Annotated in this window: 21 protein-coding genes; 3 read left to right on the top strand and 18 right to left on the bottom strand. The window is 39.8% G+C overall.

Features of this window, described 5'->3' with window-relative positions; genetic code table 11:
* Positions 1-30: 30 nt before the first annotated feature.
* The 3 genes from pheS to BV60_RS21885 form a co-directional block, all read right to left on the bottom strand.
* A complete protein-coding gene (gene pheS / locus BV60_RS0109090) occupies positions 31-1050 on the bottom strand; it encodes a phenylalanine--tRNA ligase subunit alpha (protein WP_029321102.1) in 1020 nt (339 codons plus the stop codon).
* A gap of 291 nt (positions 1051-1341) precedes the next feature.
* Complete coding sequence (locus BV60_RS21890) at positions 1342-2535, bottom strand: alpha/beta hydrolase (protein WP_029321101.1); 1194 nt, start codon at positions 2533-2535, stop codon at positions 1342-1344.
* A 75-nt stretch (positions 2536-2610) separates the two neighbouring features.
* Positions 2611-3048 carry a DUF2752 domain-containing protein gene (locus BV60_RS21885; protein ID WP_051656620.1) on the bottom strand — a complete coding sequence of 146 codons (438 nt, stop codon included), beginning with the start codon at positions 3046-3048 and terminating at the stop codon, positions 2611-2613.
* Between the two features lie 218 nt (positions 3049-3266).
* Here BV60_RS21885 and BV60_RS0109075 point away from each other — a divergent pair, with 218 nt between their 5' ends.
* Positions 3267-3842 carry a TetR/AcrR family transcriptional regulator gene (locus BV60_RS0109075; protein WP_029321098.1) on the top strand — a complete coding sequence of 192 codons (576 nt, stop codon included), beginning with the start codon at positions 3267-3269 and terminating at the stop codon, positions 3840-3842.
* Positions 3843-3957: 115 nt separating this feature from the next.
* Here BV60_RS0109075 and BV60_RS0109070 read toward each other — a convergent pair whose 3' ends face one another.
* The 12 genes from BV60_RS0109070 to rsxC all read right to left on the bottom strand — a co-directional run bounded on the left by BV60_RS0109070 (position 3958) and on the right by rsxC (position 16321).
* Entirely contained in the window at positions 3958-5559 is a 1602-nt protein-coding gene (locus BV60_RS0109070; RefSeq protein ID WP_029321096.1) for an AMP-binding protein, read from the bottom strand.
* Between the two features lie 68 nt (positions 5560-5627).
* On the bottom strand, positions 5628-5867 hold the full coding sequence (locus BV60_RS0109065) for a phosphopantetheine-binding protein (protein ID WP_029321094.1): 240 nt from the start codon (positions 5865-5867) through the stop codon (positions 5628-5630).
* Between the two features lie 27 nt (positions 5868-5894).
* On the bottom strand, positions 5895-7280 hold the full coding sequence (locus BV60_RS0109060) for a condensation domain-containing protein (protein WP_029321092.1): 1386 nt from the start codon (positions 7278-7280) through the stop codon (positions 5895-5897).
* A 178-nt stretch (positions 7281-7458) separates the two neighbouring features.
* Positions 7459-8619 (bottom strand): N-acetylmuramoyl-L-alanine amidase family protein, encoded by a 1161-nt coding sequence (locus BV60_RS0109055; RefSeq protein ID WP_029321090.1) that lies wholly within the window; start codon positions 8617-8619, stop codon positions 7459-7461.
* 75 nt (positions 8620-8694) lie between these two features.
* Entirely contained in the window at positions 8695-10110 is a 1416-nt protein-coding gene (gene pyk / locus BV60_RS0109045) for a pyruvate kinase (RefSeq protein WP_029321088.1), read from the bottom strand.
* Positions 10111-10232: 122 nt separating this feature from the next.
* A complete protein-coding gene (locus BV60_RS0109040; protein WP_051656619.1) occupies positions 10233-10991 on the bottom strand; it encodes a heparan-alpha-glucosaminide N-acetyltransferase in 759 nt (252 codons plus the stop codon).
* A gap of 133 nt (positions 10992-11124) precedes the next feature.
* On the bottom strand, positions 11125-11922 hold the full coding sequence (locus BV60_RS0109035; protein ID WP_029321085.1) for an RnfABCDGE type electron transport complex subunit B: 798 nt from the start codon (positions 11920-11922) through the stop codon (positions 11125-11127).
* Between the two features lie 10 nt (positions 11923-11932).
* Entirely contained in the window at positions 11933-12520 is a 588-nt protein-coding gene (locus BV60_RS0109030) for an RnfABCDGE type electron transport complex subunit A (protein ID WP_029321083.1), read from the bottom strand.
* Positions 12517-13425: an electron transport complex subunit E gene (locus BV60_RS0109025; protein ID WP_330376235.1), complete on the bottom strand. Its 909-nt coding sequence runs from the start codon at positions 13423-13425 to the stop codon at positions 12517-12519. Before BV60_RS0109025 ends, BV60_RS0109030 begins: the two co-directional genes overlap by 4 nt.
* Positions 13426-13437: 12 nt before the next feature.
* The gene (locus tag BV60_RS0109020) at positions 13438-14040 is read right to left on the bottom strand and encodes an RnfABCDGE type electron transport complex subunit G (protein WP_029321080.1); all 603 of its coding nucleotides are present in this window, start codon (positions 14038-14040) and stop codon (positions 13438-13440) included.
* Positions 14037-14987 carry an RnfABCDGE type electron transport complex subunit D gene (locus BV60_RS0109015; RefSeq protein WP_029321078.1) on the bottom strand — a complete coding sequence of 317 codons (951 nt, stop codon included), beginning with the start codon at positions 14985-14987 and terminating at the stop codon, positions 14037-14039. Before BV60_RS0109015 ends, BV60_RS0109020 begins: the two co-directional genes overlap by 4 nt.
* A 17-nt stretch (positions 14988-15004) precedes the next feature.
* Positions 15005-16321 carry an electron transport complex subunit RsxC gene (rsxC, locus tag BV60_RS0109010; protein ID WP_029321077.1) on the bottom strand — a complete coding sequence of 439 codons (1317 nt, stop codon included), beginning with the start codon at positions 16319-16321 and terminating at the stop codon, positions 15005-15007.
* Between the two features lie 262 nt (positions 16322-16583).
* Between rsxC and BV60_RS0109005 the strand changes: the two genes are divergently transcribed.
* Positions 16584-17810: a ribonuclease H-like domain-containing protein gene (locus tag BV60_RS0109005; RefSeq protein ID WP_029321074.1), complete on the top strand. Its 1227-nt coding sequence runs from the start codon at positions 16584-16586 to the stop codon at positions 17808-17810.
* Positions 17811-17942: 132 nt separating this feature from the next.
* On the opposite strand, the gene BV60_RS0109000 is transcribed toward BV60_RS0109005, so the two are convergent.
* On the bottom strand, positions 17943-19220 hold the full coding sequence (locus tag BV60_RS0109000; RefSeq protein ID WP_029321073.1) for an O-acetylhomoserine aminocarboxypropyltransferase/cysteine synthase family protein: 1278 nt from the start codon (positions 19218-19220) through the stop codon (positions 17943-17945).
* Between the two features lie 92 nt (positions 19221-19312).
* Entirely contained in the window at positions 19313-19564 is a 252-nt protein-coding gene (locus tag BV60_RS0108995) for a hypothetical protein (protein WP_029321071.1), read from the bottom strand.
* A gap of 152 nt (positions 19565-19716) precedes the next feature.
* Here BV60_RS0108995 and BV60_RS0108990 point away from each other — a divergent pair, with 152 nt between their 5' ends.
* Positions 19717-20598 (top strand): helix-turn-helix transcriptional regulator, encoded by an 882-nt coding sequence (locus BV60_RS0108990; RefSeq protein ID WP_029321070.1) that lies wholly within the window; start codon positions 19717-19719, stop codon positions 20596-20598.
* 6 nt (positions 20599-20604) lie between these two features.
* Here BV60_RS0108990 and feoB read toward each other — a convergent pair whose 3' ends face one another.
* Positions 20605-22935 (bottom strand): ferrous iron transport protein B, encoded by a 2331-nt coding sequence (gene feoB, locus BV60_RS0108985; RefSeq protein ID WP_029321068.1) that lies wholly within the window; start codon positions 22933-22935, stop codon positions 20605-20607.
* Positions 22936-22961 lie beyond the last annotated feature (26 nt).

Here is a 22961-nt window from a genome sequence, read left to right as displayed (position 1 = left end):
GCGCAACCTCTCTTTCTACTTAGTAATTAATTAAAACTGCTCTAAAAATCTGATGTCATTCTCGTAAAGAAGTCTCATATCATCGATTTCATATTTAAGAACAGCAATACGCTCAAGTCCGAGACCGAACGCAAAGCCTGTATACTCATTAGGATCAATTCCGCTCATTTCAAGAACGTGAGGATGAACCATACCGCAGCCAAGGATTTCAATCCATCCTTCACCCTTACAGAAACGGCATCCTTTACCTCCGCACTTAAAGCAGCTTACATCCATTTCTGCAGAAGGTTCTGTAAACGGGAAGTGATGAGGTCTGAATTTAACCTTAACATCTTCTCCGAATATTTCCTTTGCAAACTCAGCAAGAGTTCCCTTTAAATCAGCAAATGTAATACCTTTATCGATAACAAGTCCTTCAATCTGATGGAAGCTGGGACTATGAGTAGCATCAACCTCATCTGCTCTGAATACACGACCCGGAGCGATCATCTTAATTGGAAGCTTGCCCTTCTCCATCTCATGAACCTGTGTTGAAGAAGTCTGTGTTCTAAGAAGCAGATCACCACTTATATAGAAAGTATCCTGTTCGTCCTTTGCAGGATGATCTGCAGGAATGTTAAGAGCTTCGAAGTTATAATAATCCTTCTCAACTTCAGGACCCTCAGCAACTTCATACCCCATACCGATGAAAACATTCTCAACATCCTCAAGAGTAATTGTGTTGGGATGACGATGCCCTACATTATTTTTCTTTGCGGGAAGAGTTACATCTATTGTCTCGCTCGCAAGCTTTGCTTCAAGAACAGCTGCTTCAAGATGCTTTTTAGTATTCTCGAGGCTCTTTTCTATTTCTTCTCTTACCTCATTTACCATCTGACCGACCTTAGGTCTGTCCTCAGGTGCAACATCCTTCATGCTTTTAAGAATGCTTGTAAGTTCTCCCTTTTTACCAAGGAAATTAACACGAATATCATTAAGCACATCGAGAGCATCTGTCTCATTAATCTGCTTGATCGCACTTTCCCTGATCTTGTCTAATTGCTCTTTAATCATTTTTACCTCCTGTTATCTAAAAAGTCCCTTACATCTTCCGATGTAAGGGACGAATAATATCCGCGGTACCACCCTGATTCCTGCCCATCAGGCAGACTCTCATTTCAAATGTTTAATTTTAGCTCCAATGCGAAATTTCCGAACTGTCTTTACCAAACAGGCTCTCAGCCAGTGACCTGTCTCTCTTTATGGAAAACAGAACATCCCGGGGTTGCCCCCACATCTTCAACGCTCTGCAAACTAGTTTAACGATGGTAACAAAAAAAGTCAAGGATTTACTGTAATTGCTTATTCACTATCATGCTTAAAAGCTATCTGTGCAAAATTATAAAATCCCTGATACCAGATGTGGAAATCATGACCTCCGGTCATTTCCTGCCACATAAAGTTTTCACCGTCTACAAACTTATCGCTTAGAGCAGGCAGGTTCTTGGCTGCTGCAGAAGCACTCTGATACGCTATTCTATCCTGTAATCCGCATATATTATACAAATAATAAATAGGATATTCGCAGTTTTCAAGAATTCCGGCTGTTTTTGCAGCAGGATAGCTTGTAGGTGCAGCGGAAAATGCCCCGAAATATCCGAAAATGTCATTGCATTCATCAAGTCCTATATTGATCGTCTGCATACCGCCCATTGACAAACCTGCTATTGCCCTGTGAGCACGAGCCTCTGAAAGATCATATCCGGCCTCATCGTATTCACCATAGGTACTGTAATGGGAATCAAGATAAGGAATAAGGTCATTTCGAAGTTCTTCTCCGAACTTATAGAAGGAGTCAATAAGCTTTGTATCCTTTTTTGTATCGGAACCCGCTCTGCCGTTTGGTGTAACTACAATAAACGGTTCTATATCTCCATAATATGCAAGGTTATCCATAATAGCCTTTACCCTTGATGTGCTCTTATTAAGCCCCCATTCATCCTCATCTCCGCCAATTCCGTGAAGAAGGATCATTACATTATATTTTTTCTCTGTATCGTAGTTCGGCGGCAGATATACATTAGCTTCCTTTGTGATTTCGCTTCCATCACCGGCATAATCGTGTCCTGTATATGATATATGCTCAATTGTCCCCGCTTCGTCTGTCCTTAAATTAGTATATTTAGGAAGAACATGTTCTCCAATTTCTGCTGTAGGAGTACGGTCTTGGGATTCATCTGTATTTGTACTTTCGGTCGCTTCCTCCTGTACGGATGTCTCCTGTTCTATCGCTTCAGCATAGGCATTCTCATTTGCTTTAGCTTCATCTTTCTCAAGTATTTCTGCATCACCTGTCTCATCTTCAGACAAAACTTCATCTTCAATTATTTCAGAAGCCTCTTCCTCAATAATCTCAGGCTCATCTGTCTTAGCCGTGCTTTCTTCATCCACTGTTGTGACAACCTCTGCATCTTTTGCAGTATTTGCTTTAGCATTTCCACATGCTGTTAAAAATCCCATCATCATGATCAATCCCCATATATATTTTTTTCTCATAGTAAGCCTACCTCCTGAGTACTAATTATCGTATGATTAAAAACCAAACTCTACTTGATTATTGCTAACAGCTACTCACTTAGAAATGATTAATCCAAAAAGAGGATGTGAAATAATCCCGGGAATATTTCTGTAGATAAAAAAGATGCCTGTCACTATTCCTATGCATATAAGAAACATGTTCTCCCATGTCTTCATCTTAGTACTTCCTGTTCTGATAAGAACTACTGCCTTGTAAATCAGAAACAGAATGAGCAAAGGCATAACAGTAACGGAAAGAATATTATAACTTATTGCTCCTTCAATATTTCCATGTAAAAGCTCAAGATAGGCGTGGGTCATTCCACAGCCGGGGCAGCTTAGCCCTGTAATAAGCTTAAATACACAGGGAATACCGTAACCTGTGACAATGTACACAATAGCATTTAACATAAGTATAGCTGCAATTATTGCAGCCTCTTTAAATGCAGAAGATATATTTTTATTTTTCAGAGTATTATTATTGTTTTTCATATTCAAATCATTTGTCTTCTTTAATAATTATCCTGTCTTCATATTATAGCTCATCATATTATAATCCCTGTTTGTTTTATGGCAAAGGGTAGTGTTCTGTCTATCTTACATTCAGTCAGACAAAAAATATCATAAAAAATTATTTCAGATATTGTAATTACTGATATATAATAAGACCTGATATTTACTTATAATTCCGTATGAAGGGGACTTTATAAATGAATGAACTTGATGAACGTTACAGCACTGCAGAAGATGCAATAATAGATGCTTTTTTTCTTCTTATAAAAGAAAAGGATTTTGAAAAAATTACAGTTGCGGATGTTATAAAAAAAGCAGGTATTGTGCGAAGCACCTTTTATAATCACTATGAAAATGTACCTGCTCTTGTAAGCGCTGCCGAGGATAAAACAATAAATGATATTTTTCATATGATGGAAGGATTCCATGCAGAAAATGACAGAGACCTGTGCAGGTCCTATTTTCTTGCAATATGTAACTACACAAAGAAAAACCCGTTTCTTGCAAGCCTTCTCGAAAGCGCCAGAGGAGACGCATTCTTTGAAAAAGCAATGACAATGTTCCATCAGTATGTTTCAAAGGTCTCAGATACTATAACAGGAAACAGTGTTTCCAAAGAGAAATACTCATATCTTATTGCCGGTATCATTGGATGTAATATCGGTATTCTTCACAAATGGACAGCTGATAATTTCAATGCACCTGCTGAAAACATTGCAGATATACTTACCACTATTTTTCTAAACGGTATTCTGCCTTTCATGAATGAATAAAAAGTGTTTTTTATATACCATACAAAAACATCAGCCCCAAAATGCTTCTGTATTAAGAAGCACTTGAGGCTGTTTTCATTTTTATAAAACCATTTGTATTCTTTAACCGATTTTATTATGCTGCAGGATTTTCCTTTAGTGCATCCTGTCGCTTTATCTTACCTGTTGAGTTTCTGATAAAAGGCGTACTTCTTACAACAATAGCTGTGATATGACGATATGTGGGCTGTCCGCTGTTATATTCATCAATAAATTTCTGAAGCTCCTCATACAGATCTGTAACTGATAATCCTTTCTTTTCTGCAAGCTCGGCTTCAGGATATATTCTTGCAGTTAATCCGTTGTTTTCACCGGTCACTATTACTTCTGCTATAAGCGGATTAAGTGCCAGCTTATTCTCAATCTCCTCAGGTGAAACATTTTCTCCGTTGGACATGATAATAAGATTCTTTACTCTTCCGTTTATGAAAAGATATCCGTCTTCATCAAGATATCCTTTATCTCCTGTATGAAGCCACCCATCCTTTAAGGTTTCCGAAGTTTCTTCCGGCATCTTGTAATATCCCTTCATTACGCTGCTTCCACGTACAAGTATCTCACCGTTTTCAAAGCCGATCTCAACATTGCTAAGAGGTCTTCCGATAGAACCGGGCTTGTGATTAGTCACAGTATTAGTTGTTATAACAGGAGAACATTCGCTCATTCCATAGCCTTCAAGAATATCAACTCCATACTCTGCAAATTTTTCAATGTAAAAAGGATCAAGATGAGCTCCACCTGTAAAAATTATTCTTAAGTTTCCGCCAAATACTTTCTCAGCTATGTTCTTTTTTACAATTGAAAGAATATCTTCCGACATCGATGTTTTGCCTGAAAAAAGGATTCCCTTTTTATCCTTTGTGGCACTTTCATTCTTCATTTTTTCAATTGCATCCGCTTCAACTGCCGAAACCTTCTTATAAATTGTTTCAATCATCAGCGGCACCATAAGCATGACCTCAGGCTTAAAAATTCCCATGTTTCTTACCATATGCATAAATGAATCATTGATACATATAGTTGTTCCAAGAGACAGAGTCTTAAGCCAGTCCATTACAAGACAATACGCATGATGAATCGGAAGAACACTAAGAGTCACACATCCTGGAGCTGCATCATATTCAACAGCCCTGACGTTATCTGAGAGATTTTCCTGCGTGAGCATAACGCCCTTACTCTTTCCTGTGGTACCGGAGGTATAGATAATTGTTGCAATTTCATAATCCGATGCGCCGGAAATATTTATAGTGGTTACCGGGAATGTACCAAAGTCACTCTCTGTAAGCATCCAGATATCTCTGATTTTTGGGCAATCCCTAAGCACCTTTTCCTTAAGAGATGAACGGGTTGCTCCTAAAAATAACGCTTCGGAATCTGATCTTTGAATAAGCTCTATAAGCTCTTCATCAGGAAGATTTGCATCCAAAGGAACCGCTATATTAACTCCTGTAACAATTCCAAGATATGCCTCAATCCACTCCGCAGAACTTGTACCGATAAGTGCTATATGAGAGCCTCTGTATTTCTTGTTATCAAGATATGCTCTTATATTTCTGACCATCTGATCAAGCTCACCGTATTTCTTTTCTTTAATTTCCTTTTTCTCAAGCCATCTGACTGCCGAAAGGCTATTATATTTACTGACTGCTTCATCCCAAATGCTTCTAATGTTTTTCATACTATTCTCCGTTCCGAATATTGCATTAAAACTACTCTTTTATAGTACCTGCCATGAATTTATTTTTTTCAGCCTGCCATCCGGAGCTCATCCAAAAGTTCAAGAGCTTCGCCAACAGTATGGATTTGTGTAGCTCTCTCCTGCTCAAGTTCAACATCAAATTCGTCCTCAAGCTCTCCGAGAAAAGACATAAAGTCCAGTGATGAAAAACCAAGATCCTCGCGAAAACGAAGGGCATTTTTCATATCCTTAGGTGATACCTCGCAGTACTGTGCAATTATTTCCTTAAATTTCATTTCCTTACTCATAATTTTTCTCCTCTCTCATATAGATATTTATACTGTTTCCATTATCTCCCCTACTGTCATGTCAGGATTTTGAACCCCGGTAAACAGAATTCTCATAAGATAATAATTCAATAGCTCCATGTCCTTTTCATTAAGCTGAACTGTCTGATAATGGTATGAAAAGTTCATTCCTCCATCTTCAGTATGTGAAACCGTAAGATACATTTTTTTGGTTGCAGCTCCGTTTGCAAACCATTTTGCATGCATCGGAATATTCTTAAGAAATGGATTTTCCATTTTTACCGGCATGGGCTGATATGTTAAATAGCAGCTCTCATAGGTAGTATCCTCCGGTGTGTTGTATCTTTTCCTAATTTCCTCATATATAAGTGCTGGATCATAATTGCTGTGCATATAAATCTTGTTTTGAACATTTTGTATTTCATATGCAGCAGAGAGAAAATCCGTATCAGGACTGATAACAGTTCTGCAAGGGAACATGATTGTTCTGCTTCCGCCTGATGTCCATTCATCCTTAGTTGACCTTCTGGATATAAAGTTCTGAATTGAAATATCCTCCTGACCATTATTCTGTTTTGAAAGGTATGTCCTTATCCCAAGCAAAAGAAGATTTGTCATTGAGATACCGTGATTCATGCAAAAATCAAATAGTTCTTTTGAAGGACCGGCCTCAAGTTTATAATCCTTTACTGCAACAAACAGTTCCTTTCTTTCTATATCAGCACTTCTGAGCTTTTTATTATTATGATATTTTCTTGATTCCTCCAAAACCGAAGGCCCCTGAATATCTGAGTAAAGAGGCTCTCCCAGTTGATCAAGCTGATCATCCCAGAATTTTTTGTCCTTTAAAAATCTCTTTTCGTTTCCGGCCTTTTTTAGATCATTTTCAAGTACTGTCTCAAAATCAGCCAGATCTGAAGGATATGGGGAACCGAATTTGTAATGCGTATACAGTGACATGATATCGTTGGTCATTACCACAACTCCGCAGGAATCAATGAGCCTGTGATCCATATGTATGAAAAATCCCCTGTAACCGTCAGGGAGCTTCATCATATAAACATCGCACATAGGAATGTCATCACCATCAAAAGTCTGATATGCCCAGCTCTGCATCAGATCATCCGCTTCCTTCATAGTCATCCCGGATAAATCCTTAAGCGGAATATCTCTATGGTCCTTTTTGATAATGTACTGACTCACACAGCCTTTTTCATCAGCCTTTGTAAAGCGGACTCTCATGCAACCGTATCGTTCCATTTCAAGCTCTATGCACTTTTTTAAAAGTCCGAAGTCAAGCTCAGCTTTTAAGGCTGCAACAATACTAAGTCCCGAAACCTGCTGAGTCCCATATTCTCTTATCCATCTGTAATGCATGTTCTGTGCCGCTGTCAGCGGATATGTTTTTTTCATATCGTTTCCTCTTTTTCCTTTATTTCTCTTGACAAAACAGAAGGTATCATAATTATTTTCAATAATCCATACCCCTTTTGGTTTAATGAACACATGCATAAAAAATGACCGAAACATATCAAACACATTTCTTTAAAGTGTTCGATATATTCGGTCAAAACAAATTCTAAAACACTATTCAGTTTGCAAAAAAGTTATCAATGCCGTTTGCTATTCCTAAAACCATTTGTGTCTGATAACTTTCAGATGCCATATTCGTATCCTCTGTTGGATTGGTCATATATCCCATCTCTATTATCGTTGATGGAACATTTGCCCAGTTGATACCTGTCATGGTATCCGTTTCCCACACGTACTGTTTTTTGCATCCGGTAGCAGCAACAAAAGCATCAAGCACACAATCCGAAAGCTTTCTTGATTGTGAATAATAAGCTCCGTTATAAGGATTAGAAGGTGTCTGACAAATTGTCATCGCACCGTTTACGGAACTGTCATCGCTGCCATTTCCATGTAATCTTACAAATGCCTCCGCACCTGCATTATTGGCAATCTGTGCACGGTCTACATTGCTTAAGCTTACATCATTGGACTCTCTCGTCATTATAACTGTATATCCGCGATTAGTCAGTTCTGCCTTAAGCTTAAGTCCTACATCCAAGGCCATCTGGTATTCAGCAAGCCCTGTAGTCCTTCCTGAAGTACCTCCGGTCACCTTCATTTTCATAGTTGACGAACCCGGCCCGTTTGGTTCTTTATCAGTCATGGCTTTTGACTGATGTCCGGGATCTATAACAACTATATGCCCTCCTGTGTGTGGAGTCTGCGTTGCCACAGCATTTACAGCTTCACTTTGTCCCGCATTCTGTTCTTCTGTTTTGTTTTCGGCTAAATCTTCTCCGGTTTCTTCCGATGATTCTTCTACAGCTTCGTCAGCAGGCAGCTCTTCTTTTGCAGAGGCATCTGCCTGCTCTAAATTGTTTGAACTATTTTCTGCGGAAGCATCAACGTTTTCTGCGTTGTCTTTATCATCCGAAATATTCTCATTCTTACTGTCATCTGCAAGAGCCTGCTCATTTGTATTTACTTCTTCGCTTTCCGAAGCATCATCCTGGCCGGTGTTTTCGTTGCCGGTCTGCTCGCTTATGACTGTATCATTCTCATCAGCAATTTTTGTATCATCAGTTTGAGCATTTTCTGTATTACTGTCATCTTCTAACGGTATCTGTTCAAACAGCGTATCAGCAGCCTCTTGATTTTCGATATCGGTAGCTTTATTGCCACAGGCATTTGCTGTAAGCATAAGACATATAAGCACATAGGTTATCCATCTTTTTTTCATTTAAACATCACCCCTCCGGTTTTATAAAAAGCCAAAAGCGCAATTCTTATACTTACGCTTTTGGCTCTTTTATTATCAAACATCCTCAATTTTTATAAGATTGGTGTTACCGGATTCACCGTTTGTCACACCACCTGTGATAACAATTTTATCACCTTCTTTGAGGTCAAAGGTTTCAATAGCCACCTTTTTAGCACTGTAGAACAGAACATCTGTTGAAGGAAATACATCACACATCTTGGGAGTAACAGCCCATGAAAGTGAAAGCCATCTCCAGGTCTTCTCATTAGTTGTAAGACCAATAATATCAACAGGTGAACGGAATCTTGATACCATTCTGGCTGTACGTCCCGAAAGCGTGCATGCAACAATAGCCTTTGCATCAAGGTCTATTGCCATACCACAGGTTGCATGTGAAATAGCATCGACATCATTTTTTATAATGAAATCATAATTGTAAAAACGCCTGTTGTAATGGATGTTCTGCTCTGTAGTCTCTGCTATTTTAGCCATTGTCTCTACAGCCTGAACAGGATAAGCACCGGCAGCTGTTTCGCCTGAAAGCATTATAGCACTTGTTCCGTCATAAACAGCATTAGCTACGTCAGAAGTCTCTGCTCTTGTGGGACGAGGATTATGAATCATTGATTCAAGCATCTCTGTAGCAGTAATAACACGTTTACCAAGCATACGGCACTTTGTTATAAGATCCTTCTGGATAGCAGGAAGCTGCTCAAAAGGAACTTCAACACCCATATCACCGCGGGCAACCATGATTCCATCACATTCCTTACAGATTTCTTCGATGTTATCATAGCCTGACTGATTTTCAATCTTTGCTATAAGCTGAACCTTGTCATTGCCGTTATGGGCTTTTAAGAACTCGTGAACATCAACAAGATCCTGTTTTACAGAAACAAATGAGCATGCGATGAAATCAACATCATTCTCAACACCGAAAAGTATATCGGATTTATCCTGCTCTGAAAGATAAACCTGTTTAATATGTTTTCCGGGGAAGCTCATGCTCTTCTTATCGGAAAGCTCTCCTCCTGTTACTATCTCTGTTTCAATCCTGACACCATCAGTTGAAAGAACCTTAAACTCAAGAAGTGCATTGTTAAGAAGAATTCTGTCACCTTTAAAAAGCTCCTTAGCCAGATTCTTATAGCTTACGGAAACTATTGTGTCATCACCCTTAATATTCTCGGTGGTAAATGTGAACTTCTTACCTGCTTCAAGCATAACCTTGCCGTTTTTAAAAGTTCCTATTCTGTATTCAGGTCCCTTCGTATCCAAAAGTATTGCAATAGGAAGTCCCAATTCCTTACGTACTTTTTTTATCCTCTTAATTCTTGTAAGCTGTTCCTCATGATCTCCGTGTGAAAAATTAAGTCTTGCTACGTTCATTCCTGCCTTGCAAAGAGCTGCGATCATCTCCTCAGATTCGCTTGCAGGACCAATTGTACATACAATCTTTGTCTTTCTCATTAAAGTCTCCTCATTTTAAAGTAAATTACTGAATTAATATAATATAACAAACCTTAATAATCCATATGTAAAATAACTAAGAATATAGTCTTTTTTCTCAACTTTATCTAAGGAATACGTTTTCATCGAATGATCATTGTCACTGCATACAATACAGGCTGATGAAGCATATATACTAAAAGTGAATATCTTCCCAAAAACGAGAGCGGCTTTATGTCCGCATGAAAAATTTTACTATCAAATCTGCTTTTTAATACATCATGTAAAAAATAACCGGCAAGAAACAAAAAAATCCATGGCATAAGTGAAAAATAATCCGAAGAATAAAAGCCCTTTTGCATAAAGCCCAAATATGTCAAAAAGGAATTCTGCAATCCGTCAGTGCCACCCTGTCCGAAAAGGATCTGCGGAAGGTAAAGCTTTTTTATAAACAGATTGATAAATCCACTATTTATACTTTTTGTCATTGCAAACAAAATAATGCTGACAAAGAGGCCCCAAAAGGGATCGATTTTTGCAGGTATCATTTTCATGGCCAAGCCAATAAGTATCATACATGAGCCAAGCATTGTAAGAACCCCGAAATATACCGGAGCTTCAGGAAGAAATATCTCTGTAACACAGGTTATGATGATGCCGCATAAAAAAACAATTATACCGTTTCTTACAGGCTTTCTTGCAAAATGCATGCAAAAGCCTGAAATAGTAATAAAGGTCCAGCAAATGCTCTGTTGCCACAGATAAGAGCCAAATGTTCCGTACCATGGCATATCCATTCCGTTTATATATTTAAGATCCCAGCAAAAATGATACAGGATCATACTTATCATCGTTAAGCCTCTGATAGTGTCGATGATCTCAAGGCGATTCTTAGCCAACATAAATTTTTCCTCACTCCTCATCCATAAGCACAAAAGAACCCCGGGATATATATACTCTGTTCCAACGGACTTCACACGATAAAGTGTAAAGTCCGGAATGAATATATATCCCCGGGGCAAAGCTCTTAAATAATTACATAGCCTGAATTGCTTTCTTGGGGCATTTCTCGGCACACAGTCCGCAATGTGTACACTTGTCCTGATCGATTGTTGCAACATTGTTTTCTACAGTGATTGCACCTGATGGACAATTTTTCTCACAAATATGACAGGCGATACAACCAACCTTACAGTACTTATTTACAGCCTGACCCATATCCTGTGATTTACATCTTACAGATTCTGTCGCATCATAAGGAATCAGATCAATAAGATGTCTGGGACAAATATTGATGCACTGTCCGCAGGCTTTACATTCTTCCTTATCGACAACTGCAATTCCGTTTACAATGTGAATTGCATCAAACTGACATACATTTACGCAGCTTCCTCCGCCAAGGCATCCGAAGGTACAGGTCTTCGGACCAGCACCGGGCACCTGATTTATAACACGGCAATCTTCAGCTCCATAGTATTCATATCTCTGAGTAGCCTTGTCGCAATCACCGCCACAATGAACATATGCGACCATTCTCTTTGCGTCTCCGGCATCTACACCCATTATCTCAGATATTTTTGCTGCAACAGGAGGTCCGCCAACCGGGCACTGACTCACCGGAGCATCCCCCTTTGCTATAGCTGCAGCGCATCCTGAGCATCCGGGGAATCCGCAGCCACCGCAGTTATTTCCCGGAAGTGCTTCCAAAATAGCCTGTTCTTTCTCATCAACGTCTACATGCAGTTTCATGTCCGCTACGCCAAGAATTATGCCTATAAGAATTCCGGCACCCGCAACTACTGCTGTAGCTATGAGTACACCACTAATCATAATTTTCTCCTTTTCATCGTAATGCAGAAAATCCCGTAAATGCAATTGCCATCAGTCCGGCTGCCAGAAGTACAGTAGGCATTCCTTTAAAAGGCTTGGGAATGTCATTAAATTGTATTTTTTCACGAATGCCGGCAAGAATTACAATCGCAATTGTGAATCCTACAGCTGTTGCAAATCCGCAGATAGTACTCTCCAAAAGGCTGTATCCGTCTGTTACGTTATTAAGTGCTACACCGAGAACCGCACAGTTTGTTGTGATAAGCGGAAGGTAAACACCAAGTGACTGATAAAGGGATACAACGAATTTCTTAAGGAACATTTCCACGAACTGAACCAGCATCGCAATAACCATTATGAAAACAATGGTCTGCAAAAATGAAAGATCAAGTGGTGAAAGTATAAATTTGTAAATCGCATTGGTAACAAGGGATGCCAGTGAGATAACAAACACACAGGCCATACCCATACCAAAAGCCGTCTCTGTTTTTCTTGAAACACCAAGGAAAGGACACAGTCCAAGGAATTGGCTAAGTACTACGTTATTAACAAGAGAGGCCGTTATCATTATGGATAAAAGTCCGATTATGGTATCTGTCATTTCTTATCCTCCTCTCCGGGTGTAATAACTTCCTTTATTGCTTCATTACTTTTTCCTACAGGTACAGGTTCTTTTTCAGGAGCCTTAATATCTGATAGTTTGATAGTTTCAGGCTTTGTTTCAAGAGCAGCCCTCTCCTTTGCAAGAAGTTCTTCCTTAACCTTCTTTGGATCCTTAATTTCAACATCGCTGCAGCATCCGCCTACTCCAAATTTTGAAGTATCTTTGCCCTTCTTTTCCATGTTGAATTTAATCTGATTCATAATAGCAATAAGTACAGCAAGAACAATAAACGCGCCAGCCTGCTGAATAAAAATACGAATAGGCTGATACTGGCTGAAGAAATACCCTACAGGTCCCGGAACCACAGAGCCTTCACCAAATATCTGAACGTCAAACATTGTTCCGCCGCCGATAAGTTCTCTGAAAAGTCCGATAACAGTAATCGCACAGGTAAAACCTATTCCCATTCCGATTCCGTCAAAGAAGGAAGGAATAACTTTGTGCTTTGATGCATACGCCTCTGCTCTACCGAAGATAATACAGTTAACAACGATAAGCGGAATATAAACACCAAGTGCCTGGTACATAACAGGAACATATGCCTGCATAACCAGCTGTACCAATGTAACGAAAGATGCGATTACTACAATAAATGCAGGAATACGCACTGTATCCGGTATTACTTTTCTCAAAAGCGAAATAACCGCATTACTAAGTGCCAATACAAATGTTGTTGCAAGTCCCATGGTAAGACCGTTTATGGCAGACGTTGTAACAGCAAGTGTAGGACACATACCGATCATCAGAACCAATGTCGGATTTTCAACTATAAGGCCGTTCAGGAAACGCTCCATAGGGGTGTCCTGTTTGAAGCCTAAAGCTCCTTTTTTCTCTTCACTCATATGAACACCTCCTTAATTGGCAAGCTCAGCCTGAAAATATTCAACAGCTGCATTAACACCGTATGTTATTGCTTTCGAAGTAATGGTTGCACCTGAAATTGCCTCAATCTCACTCTCAGAAGAAGCTGCATTTTTAGTAACTGAAAACTGTGCTGCAGGCTTTCCTGAAAACTGAGGTACAATAACCTTCTCAGCATTCATTCCAAGGCCGGGAGTTTCATTTATAGAGATAAGCGAAATCCCATTAACTTTGGAATCATTTGTAATTCCGACAGAATACACTATCTTATCTCCGTATCCGCCGCTTGAAATCTGAATAACGTAGCCTATTCCGTTTCCGGAGCCGTCAACAGCTTTCTTCACATCAAGAATGGAAATCTTACTGTAATCTGCATTGCTTAAAATTTGGGATGCAGTAGCTTCATTTAACTGTGCATCTTCAAAATCTGCAGCATCGGGGAAAACAGCCTGGTTCGCTTTTATCAGAGACAGCTGCTCCTGATAAGCTATAGGCTCCTTTGTAACCTGGTAAACAGCGCCAAGTGAAATACCGGCAACAAAAGTTATCACGAAAAGAATGAGTGCATTTTTCAGCATTGTTTTTATATCTGTCATGCCCTTTTCTCCTCCTTCTTTTCTACGGGTCTGATACCGAACGCTCTCGGAATCGTATATTTCTCGATAAGCGGAACGATCAGATTACCGATAATGATCGCATATGAAACGCCCTCTGCGGACACCCCGAATACACGGAAGATTCCGGTAAGAACACCGAGGAAAACGCCATATATATATTTACCCTTCGTAGTAATAGGACAGGTTACATAATCCGTGGCCATAAAGAATGCACCAAGCATAAGACCGCCACCTGCAAGCTGTGCGGAAATATATGCACCGTTAAGTCCATGACCACCAAACAGGATTATGAATAGTACAAATGAAATGATGTAGGATCCGGGAATCTTTAAGTCTATGATTCCAAGCATAATAAGAATACATGCACCGACTACTATGGCAATCATAGAGGTCTCACCAATAGTTCCGGGGATATTACCGATAATCATATCTATAACCTTAACATCCTCACCTGCTTTTAATGCAGCAAGCGGTGTTGCTGAGGTATAGGTATCGGTTGTAAAGTTGGTCATGAGAGCCGGAAACGAAATAAGCAAAAAGCATCTTGCACCAAGTGCCGGATTCATGAAGTTCTGTCCAAGGCCGCCAAACAGCATCTTTACAACGAGGATTGCAAATATACCGCCGATTATCGGAAGCCACCACGGAGCTGTGCATGGAAGGTTCATACCAAGCAGAAGCCCTGTTACAACCGCTGAAAAATCAGTTACCGTTATCTTTTTGTTTAAAATCTTTTCATAACAAAATTCGGTCAAAACCGTTGATAACACAGAAAGCACGAGTATTATCAGTGCGTCTATTCCGAAATTGTAAATGCCAAAGCCTGCAGCCGGAAGAAGTGCTATGACAACCCACATCATGATGTTTGAGGTCGTCACACTGGACCGAACATGCGGATTTGACGAAACTTTCATCATATCGCTCATTGTTTTTTTCCTTTCGTTTACTTCTTCCTCTTTCCAAGCTGTATCTTACGCATACCCTTGATCAGCTGAGTGAGCTGTCTTCTGGCAGGGCAAATGTAACTGCAGCATCCACACTCGCAGCACTCCATACCGTATTCGGCAAGGAATTTTTCTTCCTGTCCGTTCTCGACATCATCAGCCAGATTCTTGGGAATAAGTCTCTCAGGGCAAACATCAACACACTTAGCACAGTTAATGCAAGCGCTTGGTTCCATGGCTGACACAGCATCCTCTGTAAGGCATGTAAGTGCCGATGCAGTTTTGGTCGTGGGAACATCAAGATCAAACAGGGCAAATCCCATCATAGGTCCGCCTGATATTATTTTTGCGGGAGCCTTGACAAAGCCGCCTGCGTCATCAAGAAGCTCTCTGTAGTTTGTTCCTATTCTGACCTTATAATTTCTGGGGTCTGTAACCGCATCACCGGTTATGGTAACAATTCTCTCCATAAGAGGTCTGCCTTCCATAACCGCTCTGCTGATAGCACACAAAGTATCAACATTATCAACTATGCAACCTGCATCTGCAGGAAGCATTGAAGAATTTATCTCTCTCTTTGTACATGCATAAATAAGCATACGTTCAGCACCTTCAGGATATTTAGTCTGAAGTGCTTTAACCATTATCTTATCGTCATCTTTTGTGAGTTCACGGAATTTTGCAATACAGTCAGGCTTGTTATCCTCAATGGCCAGAATCCCCCTTGCATTAGGAAAAAGCGAAACCGCAATCCTAAGCCCACTCAGAAGAAGCTCAGGATCCTCAATCATACGACGATAGTCACTCGTAAGATAAGGCTCGCACTCCGAGCAGTTTGCAATTACGTATTCGATTTTCTCTGGTTCTTTAGGAGATAATTTGACTGCTGTCGGGAATCCCGCACCTCCCATACCTACAACACCGGCCTCACGTATGAGGTCGATCTTTTCCTTGGTTGTAAGTTCCTCAAGAGGCTTTGTAGGAAGCATCTCGCCCTCTTCGTAGAGGCCGTCATTCTCGATGATGATACTGTCACACATACCCCCTGTAGCGAGTCTGCGCTTCTCAATTCCCTTTACTGTTCCGGATACCGATGCGTAGATCGGTGCTGAGACGAACCCTGCCGCTTCCGCAATCTTCTGTCCCACCAGTACATGATCGCCTTTTTCAACAATAGGCTTTGCAGGTGCTCCGATATGCTGAGATATCGGATAGACAAGATCACCCTTTGGCAGAATTTCCTTGATGGGTTTATCCTTCGAAAGTTCTTTACCTTCGTAAGGATGCACTCCTCCCACAAAAGTTAATTTAGCCATTTCCTACCCTTCCTTTTTTAGCCATTTAAGGCCTTATTTTTTTGTTCAGAATATTATTATTTAAATGGAAATATAAAAAGAAGCCCCCATAAGAATAATTTTATTCCAAACGAATAAAAATTCTGCAATTATTATACTACAAAATTTGTCCTATTAGTCAGATTTTAATAAGAAATCTACTCATTTATTTTCACAATTTCTATGATAAAATATATATGTTTGTAGATTTATTAAATTTTTTTAGATTTTCCGGAGAAATGGTATGAGAATAATTGACGAAATTATCGAAGACGCAGCTGAAGGATATCCCCTTGAAAGGATCTGCAATTCCCCTGAAGAAATATTATTTATAGATATTGAGACTACCGGGCTTTCACCAAAAAGTAGCGTGCTTTACCTTATCGGATGTGCCTATTACAAAAACGGCATCTGGAATCTCAGACAATATTTTGCAGACAAGCGCGGTGAAGAAGAAGATGTACTAAATGCTTTTATGTCTTTTGCAAAGGACTTTAAAATCCTTCTTCATTTCAACGGTGACAGGTTTGATCTTCCGTTCATAAAGTTTAAATGTGACCGTTTCAAAATAATCAATGTGCTTGAAAGCTGTGTTTCACTTGATATATACAAGCGTCTTGCACCATATAAAAACGTATTGGGGATTCCCGACTGCAAGCAAAAAACTATCGAGCTTTTTCTCGGCATAGACAGAAATGATGTATATTCCGGTGGTGAGCTCATAAAAGTTTACAAGGATTATCTTATAGAACAGGATGAAAAATCATACAATCTCCTGCTTCTTCATAATGCAGATGATGTTCGAGGAATGTTTTTACTTCTTCCCTCGTTGTATTACCATGACCTGTTCAAATCACTTTTGGACAGAAATGTTGTCCTTTTCAGAACAGATGCTCCTGAATACCCTCAGGTAAGAACCGGCTTTTCAATTGACGATTGTTCCGATAATGAAAATCCTGATGCGGTTATAGATCTGCCTGTCAGAGCCATGAAGGTGCAGGCCAATTATTACAATGATTATCAAGGCAAAGAAAAAGAAGAGATCATCATGAAAATATCTCTTCCGGACACTCTTCCCTCATCAATTGGCGGATCTGCCGACGGCTGCTTTTTTAAAGCAGAAGGTGACACTGCAACCTTAAGGATCCCGCTGCTTGAAACCGAGCTCAAATATTTCTATAACAATTATAAGGACTATTACTATCTTCCTTCAGAAGATCAGGCACTGCATAAGTCTGTTGCACAGTTTGTGGATAAATCCCATAGAGTACAGGCGACGGCTGCCAATTGCTATACCAGAAAGCCGGGGCAGTATCTTATGGAGTGGGATGCAATTTTCTCTCCCGTATTTAAAAAGGATTACGACGATAAGGGTCTTTATTTCGAACTTACGGATGACCTCAAAAAAAGCCGTGCTGCTATGAGTCTTTATGCTGTCCATGTAATGGCGCATGTTATTGAAAGAGCATAATTTGGACAACTGATCTAAGTGACATAAATTCCTGCAAAAAAATGAAGTTTCATTCTAATGAATATAACCAAAAAACCTCATCCTGCGAAAAAATGCAGAATGAGGTTTTTCCTTATCTACATAATGTTTTTATCATGCAAGTGCCTGTTTAATATCATCAATCAGATCTTCCTTATCTTCAAGGCCACATGAAATTCTGATAAGTCCTGCAGGAATACCGGCTGCTTCAAGCTGTTCATCTGTCATCTGACGATGCGTTGATGTCGCAGGGTTCAGACAGCAGGTACGCGCATCTGCAACATGAGTTTCAATTGCACAAAGCTTTAATTTGCCCATAAACTCCTCTGCTGCTTTTCTTCCGCCTTCAATTTCAAAGGATACAACACCGCATCCGCCATTTCCCATATATTTCATGGCAGTATCATAATAAGGATTACTCTTAAGACCGGGATAATTAACCTTTACAACCTTGGGATGATTTTCAAGGAACTCGGCTACCGCAGTGCCATTTTCAACATGACGCGGCATGCGTACATGAAGTGACTCAAGGCCAAGATTTAAGTAGAAGGCATTCTGAGGTGACTGTATGCTGCCAAGGTCTCTCATAAGCTGAGATGTAGCTTTTGTGATAAAGGCACCTTCTTTTCCGAATTTTTCAGCATAAACAATTCCATGATATGACTCATCGGGTTTTGTAAGTCCGGGGAATTTATCAGCGTGTGCCATCCAGTCAAATTTACCTGAATCAACAATAGCTCCGCCTACTGATGCTCCATGACCATCCATATACTTAGTGGTCGAATGTGTTACAATATCTGCTCCCCATTCAATAGGTCTGCAGTTTACCGGTGTAGGGAAAGTATTGTCTACGATGAGTGGCACTCCATGCTCATGAGCTGCTTTTGCAAATTTCTCAATGTCAAGAACGGTAAGAGCAGGATTAGCAATAGTCTCACCAAAAACAGCCTTCGTATTGTCCTGAAATGCTGCATTCAATTCCTCTTCTGAGCAGTCAGGTGCTACAAAGGTTGTAGTAATTCCCATTTTAGCCATTGTTACTGCCATAAGGTTAAAGGTTCCGCCGTATATTGACGCAGATGAAACGATGTGATCTCCTGCTTCACAAATATTAAACAGCGCAAAAAAATTAGCTGCCTGTCCGGAAGATGTAAGCATTGCTGTAGTTCCTCCCTCCAGTTCAGCAATCTTTGCCGCAACGTGGTCATTTGTGGGATTCTGAAGTCTTGTATAGAAATAACCGGAAGCTTCAAGGTCAAACAGTTTTCCCATGTCACTGCTGGTATCATATTTAAAGGTTGTTGACTGAATAATGGGAATTTGTCTGGGTTCTCCGTTTCCGGGTGTATATCCCCCCTGAACACATTTCGTATTTAATCTGTAATTTTTCATATCATTGCTCCTCTTCATCTATAAAAATATTTTTATTACTCAAATAGTTCCGGTGCTGTTACTGCCTGACAATCCTGTTCCCTATACGGTTATTATAGTTTACGGCCGTTTAAGAACCAAAATACCACAGATAAAATGAACATAACTAAAGTAACCAATACAAGAACCGCTTCTATTATCAATGCAATCTTCCATTTAAGATGCATTTCCTTGATATTCTGCGGTCTGTCTGGCCACGATACCATTAGTATTGCTCCCATTACACCGCTGAGTGTAAGGGTTGTCGCTCCAACAAGAATGAAAATGTCAAGCATTGGATTCACCTCTATATTATTAGCCGACATAACCTGCCTCATCAAGTGTTTTTTATTCATAAGGCAGATATTTATGATTTTATTCTACATTTATGAATATTCAACTACCATTAAAACTCTATTAAAACTTGGTAAAGTATGTTAGTTTCTTTATATATGTTATTGCATGCCCGGAGATTTTTATGAAAAGAAATTTAAAGACCGAATTTAGCACAAGACAGTACATGCTTTCTCGTGATTTCGAAATATATTATTACAATGACAGAGCTATCCCCGATGTAAAAGCGCATACACATGATTATTATGAGTTTTATTTTTTCATTGGCGGTCATATCATCATGTACATTGACGGTAAATCCTTCGTTCCTACTCCCGGAACAATGATAGTTATTCCGCCCGGAGTAGCTCACTTCGCAAGGCTTCTTGACGGCGATATGCCCTATAGGAGATTTGTTTTCTGGGTTACCGGTCAGTTTCTTGATTCTCTTGCCAATATATCAGAAGACTATCTGTTCCTTACCGACAAAACAAAAACTACCGGTAATTTTTTCATTCATAAATTTAATGAAATTGAATTCAATACTATTCAGGGAAAGGTATTTACTCTTATAGACGAAATTCATTCCAGGCGTTTCGGACGTGATGCAAAAATCCTTATCCTTGTAAGTGATTTTATGCTTTCAATCAACAGAATTGTCCATGAAGCAGAAAATCCTTCCATCGGTGAATCGGCACCGGATTCACTCTATCAGAGCATAATCCAGTATATTGAGACGCATATTGACGAGGATTTGTCTTTGGATATACTTTCCGACAGATTTCACGTTAGTAAGTTTCATATTTCACACCTGTTTACGGATACAAATGGTCTCCCTCTGCATAAATACGTAACAAAAAAGCGCCTTAGCATGTGCAAAGACGCCATTTTAAACGGGCAGGATATTCGCGCCACCGCAGAAGCCTACGGTTTTAACGATTATTCAGTTTTCTACCGCGCATTTGTTAAAGAATTTGGCAAGTCACCAAAGATATACCGAAATGAAATTATTCAGGAAAAGAAATAGTATACATTATCGGATTATAAGGCTTGTCACAAAGGCAACTATCCATGCAATCGCGCACTGCCATAATACAACGCAGGCAGCATACTTGATTCCGAGTTCTCTTTTAATAGAAGCAATCGCTGCAACACATGGTGTATACAGGAGTGAAAACACCAGAAGTGATGCAGCTGCAGTGGTACTAAGCGCAGATGAAATATCTCCCGGAAAAAGTATTTCCATTGTTGCTACAACACTCTCTTTAGCAATAAATCCGCTTATAAGTGAAGTCACAACTCTCCAGTCCCCAAGTCCTATAGGTTTGAAAAAGGGGACCAGAATTCCTGCAATAGCTGCCATAATACTGTCTGCAGAATTATCTGTCAGATTAAGATGCATATCAAAACTCTGTAAAAACCACACTACGATCGTTGCAATAAATATAATACTGAATGCTTTTGTCAAAAAGTCCTTTGCCTTTTCCCAAAGAAGCTGCATGACATTCTTTACTCCGGGCATTCTGTAGTTCGGAAGTTCCATAACAAAGGGCACTGCTTCTCCCTTAAAAACAGTATTCTTAAATATAAGTGCAACCAGAATTCCAACTATAATCCCAAGCAGATACAGGCCTGTAATTATAAGCCCCCCACGCCTTGGAAAAAATGCTGCCACAATAAAGGAATAGACAGGTACCTTCGCAGTACAGCTCATAAAAGGAGTAAGCAGAATCGTCATTCTCCTGTCACGTCTTGATGGAAGTGTCCTTGTTGACATAACCGCCGGAACCGTACATCCGAAACCTATCAGCATGGGAACTATGCTTCTTCCGGAAAGACCTATTTTTCTTAAAATCTTATCCATAAAAAATGCGACTCTGGCAATATAACCACTATCTTCCATTATGGACAAAAAGAAGAACAGTATAACAACTATCGGCAGAAAGCTGACAACACTTCCAACACCTTCAAATATTCCCTGTATAACCAATCCTCTGATTGCTTCGTTCACTTCGCCTTTCAGCATCCATCCTTCAACCAGATTCTTAATACTATCTATCCCCGCAGCTAAAAGATCTTGAAAAAACGGACCTATTATATTGAAGGTAAGAACGAAAGTTATCCCCATTATAAGGATGAAGAACGGTATAGCGGTCCATTTCCCTGTAAGAACTGAGTCAATTTTTTCAGACCTTATTCTCTCCTTACTTTCTCCGGGTTTAACCACTGTCTGCTCACATACTCTTTCGATGAAGTCATAGCGCATATCCGCAATTGCGGCGCTTCTATCCATACCACTTTCATTTTCCATCTGAACTATGGTATGCTCAATAGTCTGCAGTTCATTTTCATCAAGTTGCAAGCTTTTAGCTATAAGATTGTCGCCCTCCATAATCTTGGTTGTAGCAAATCTTAATGGTATTTCTCTTTTTTCAGCATGATCCTCAATAATCGATTCAACAGCATGTATCGCTCTGTGAATAGCACCGCCATGATCACTCTTCTGACAAAAATCCTGCTTTTCAGGTCTTTCCTGATATTTTGCTATGTGGACTGCGTGTCTTATAAGCTCCGCAACGCCTTCATTTTTAGCAGCAGATATCGGAACAACCGGAACACCAAGAAGTGCTTCCATCCTGTTTATGTCTATTGAGCCGTTGTTTCCTCTTACTTCATCCATCATGTTAAGAGCAACAACCATGGGAATGTCCATCTCGAGAAGCTGCATCGTAAGATACAGATTTCGCTCAATGTTCATCGCATCAACAATGTTGATTATAGCATTAGGTTTATCGTTTAAAACAAAATTACGCGAAACGATCTCTTCACTACTGTATGGAGACATTGAATAAATTCCGGGAAGATCTGTTACAAGGGTATTGGGATAACCTATTATAGGTCCGTCCTTTCTATCCACTGTAACACCGGGAAAATTACCCACATGCTGATTGGCTCCGGTCAGCTTGTTAAATAAAGTCGTCTTTCCACAGTTCTGATTACCTACAAGCGCAAAGGTCAGTGTGCTCCAATCAGGTATTTCCTTCTCATCGTTTTTGTTGTGGTATTTTCCATCCTCACCAAGACCGGGATGTTCAGAGGTTTCTATCTTTGTAATTCTCTCATGTTTATTTTTTCTGTCATCAATCCTGGATACTTCTATCTTTTCAGCATCGGAAAGCCTTAAAGTCAATTCATATCCATGTATCTGTAATTCAATAGGATCTCCCAGCGGCGCATATTTAATAACAGTCACCTCAGCTCCGGGGATAACTCCCATATCAAGGAAGTGCTGTCTAAGCGCTCCTTCACCGCCAACCTTGGTTATCACTGCGGAATGTCCAAGGGATAATTCCTTTAAATTCATATTTCATGCCTCATTTCATTTATATT

This window comes from Butyrivibrio sp. AE3004, from assembly GCF_000703165.1.
Classification (GTDB): domain Bacteria; phylum Bacillota; class Clostridia; order Lachnospirales; family Lachnospiraceae; genus Butyrivibrio.
The sequence above is the reverse complement of the archived record's forward strand: the minus strand, read 5'-3'. Positions and strand labels throughout refer to the sequence as shown.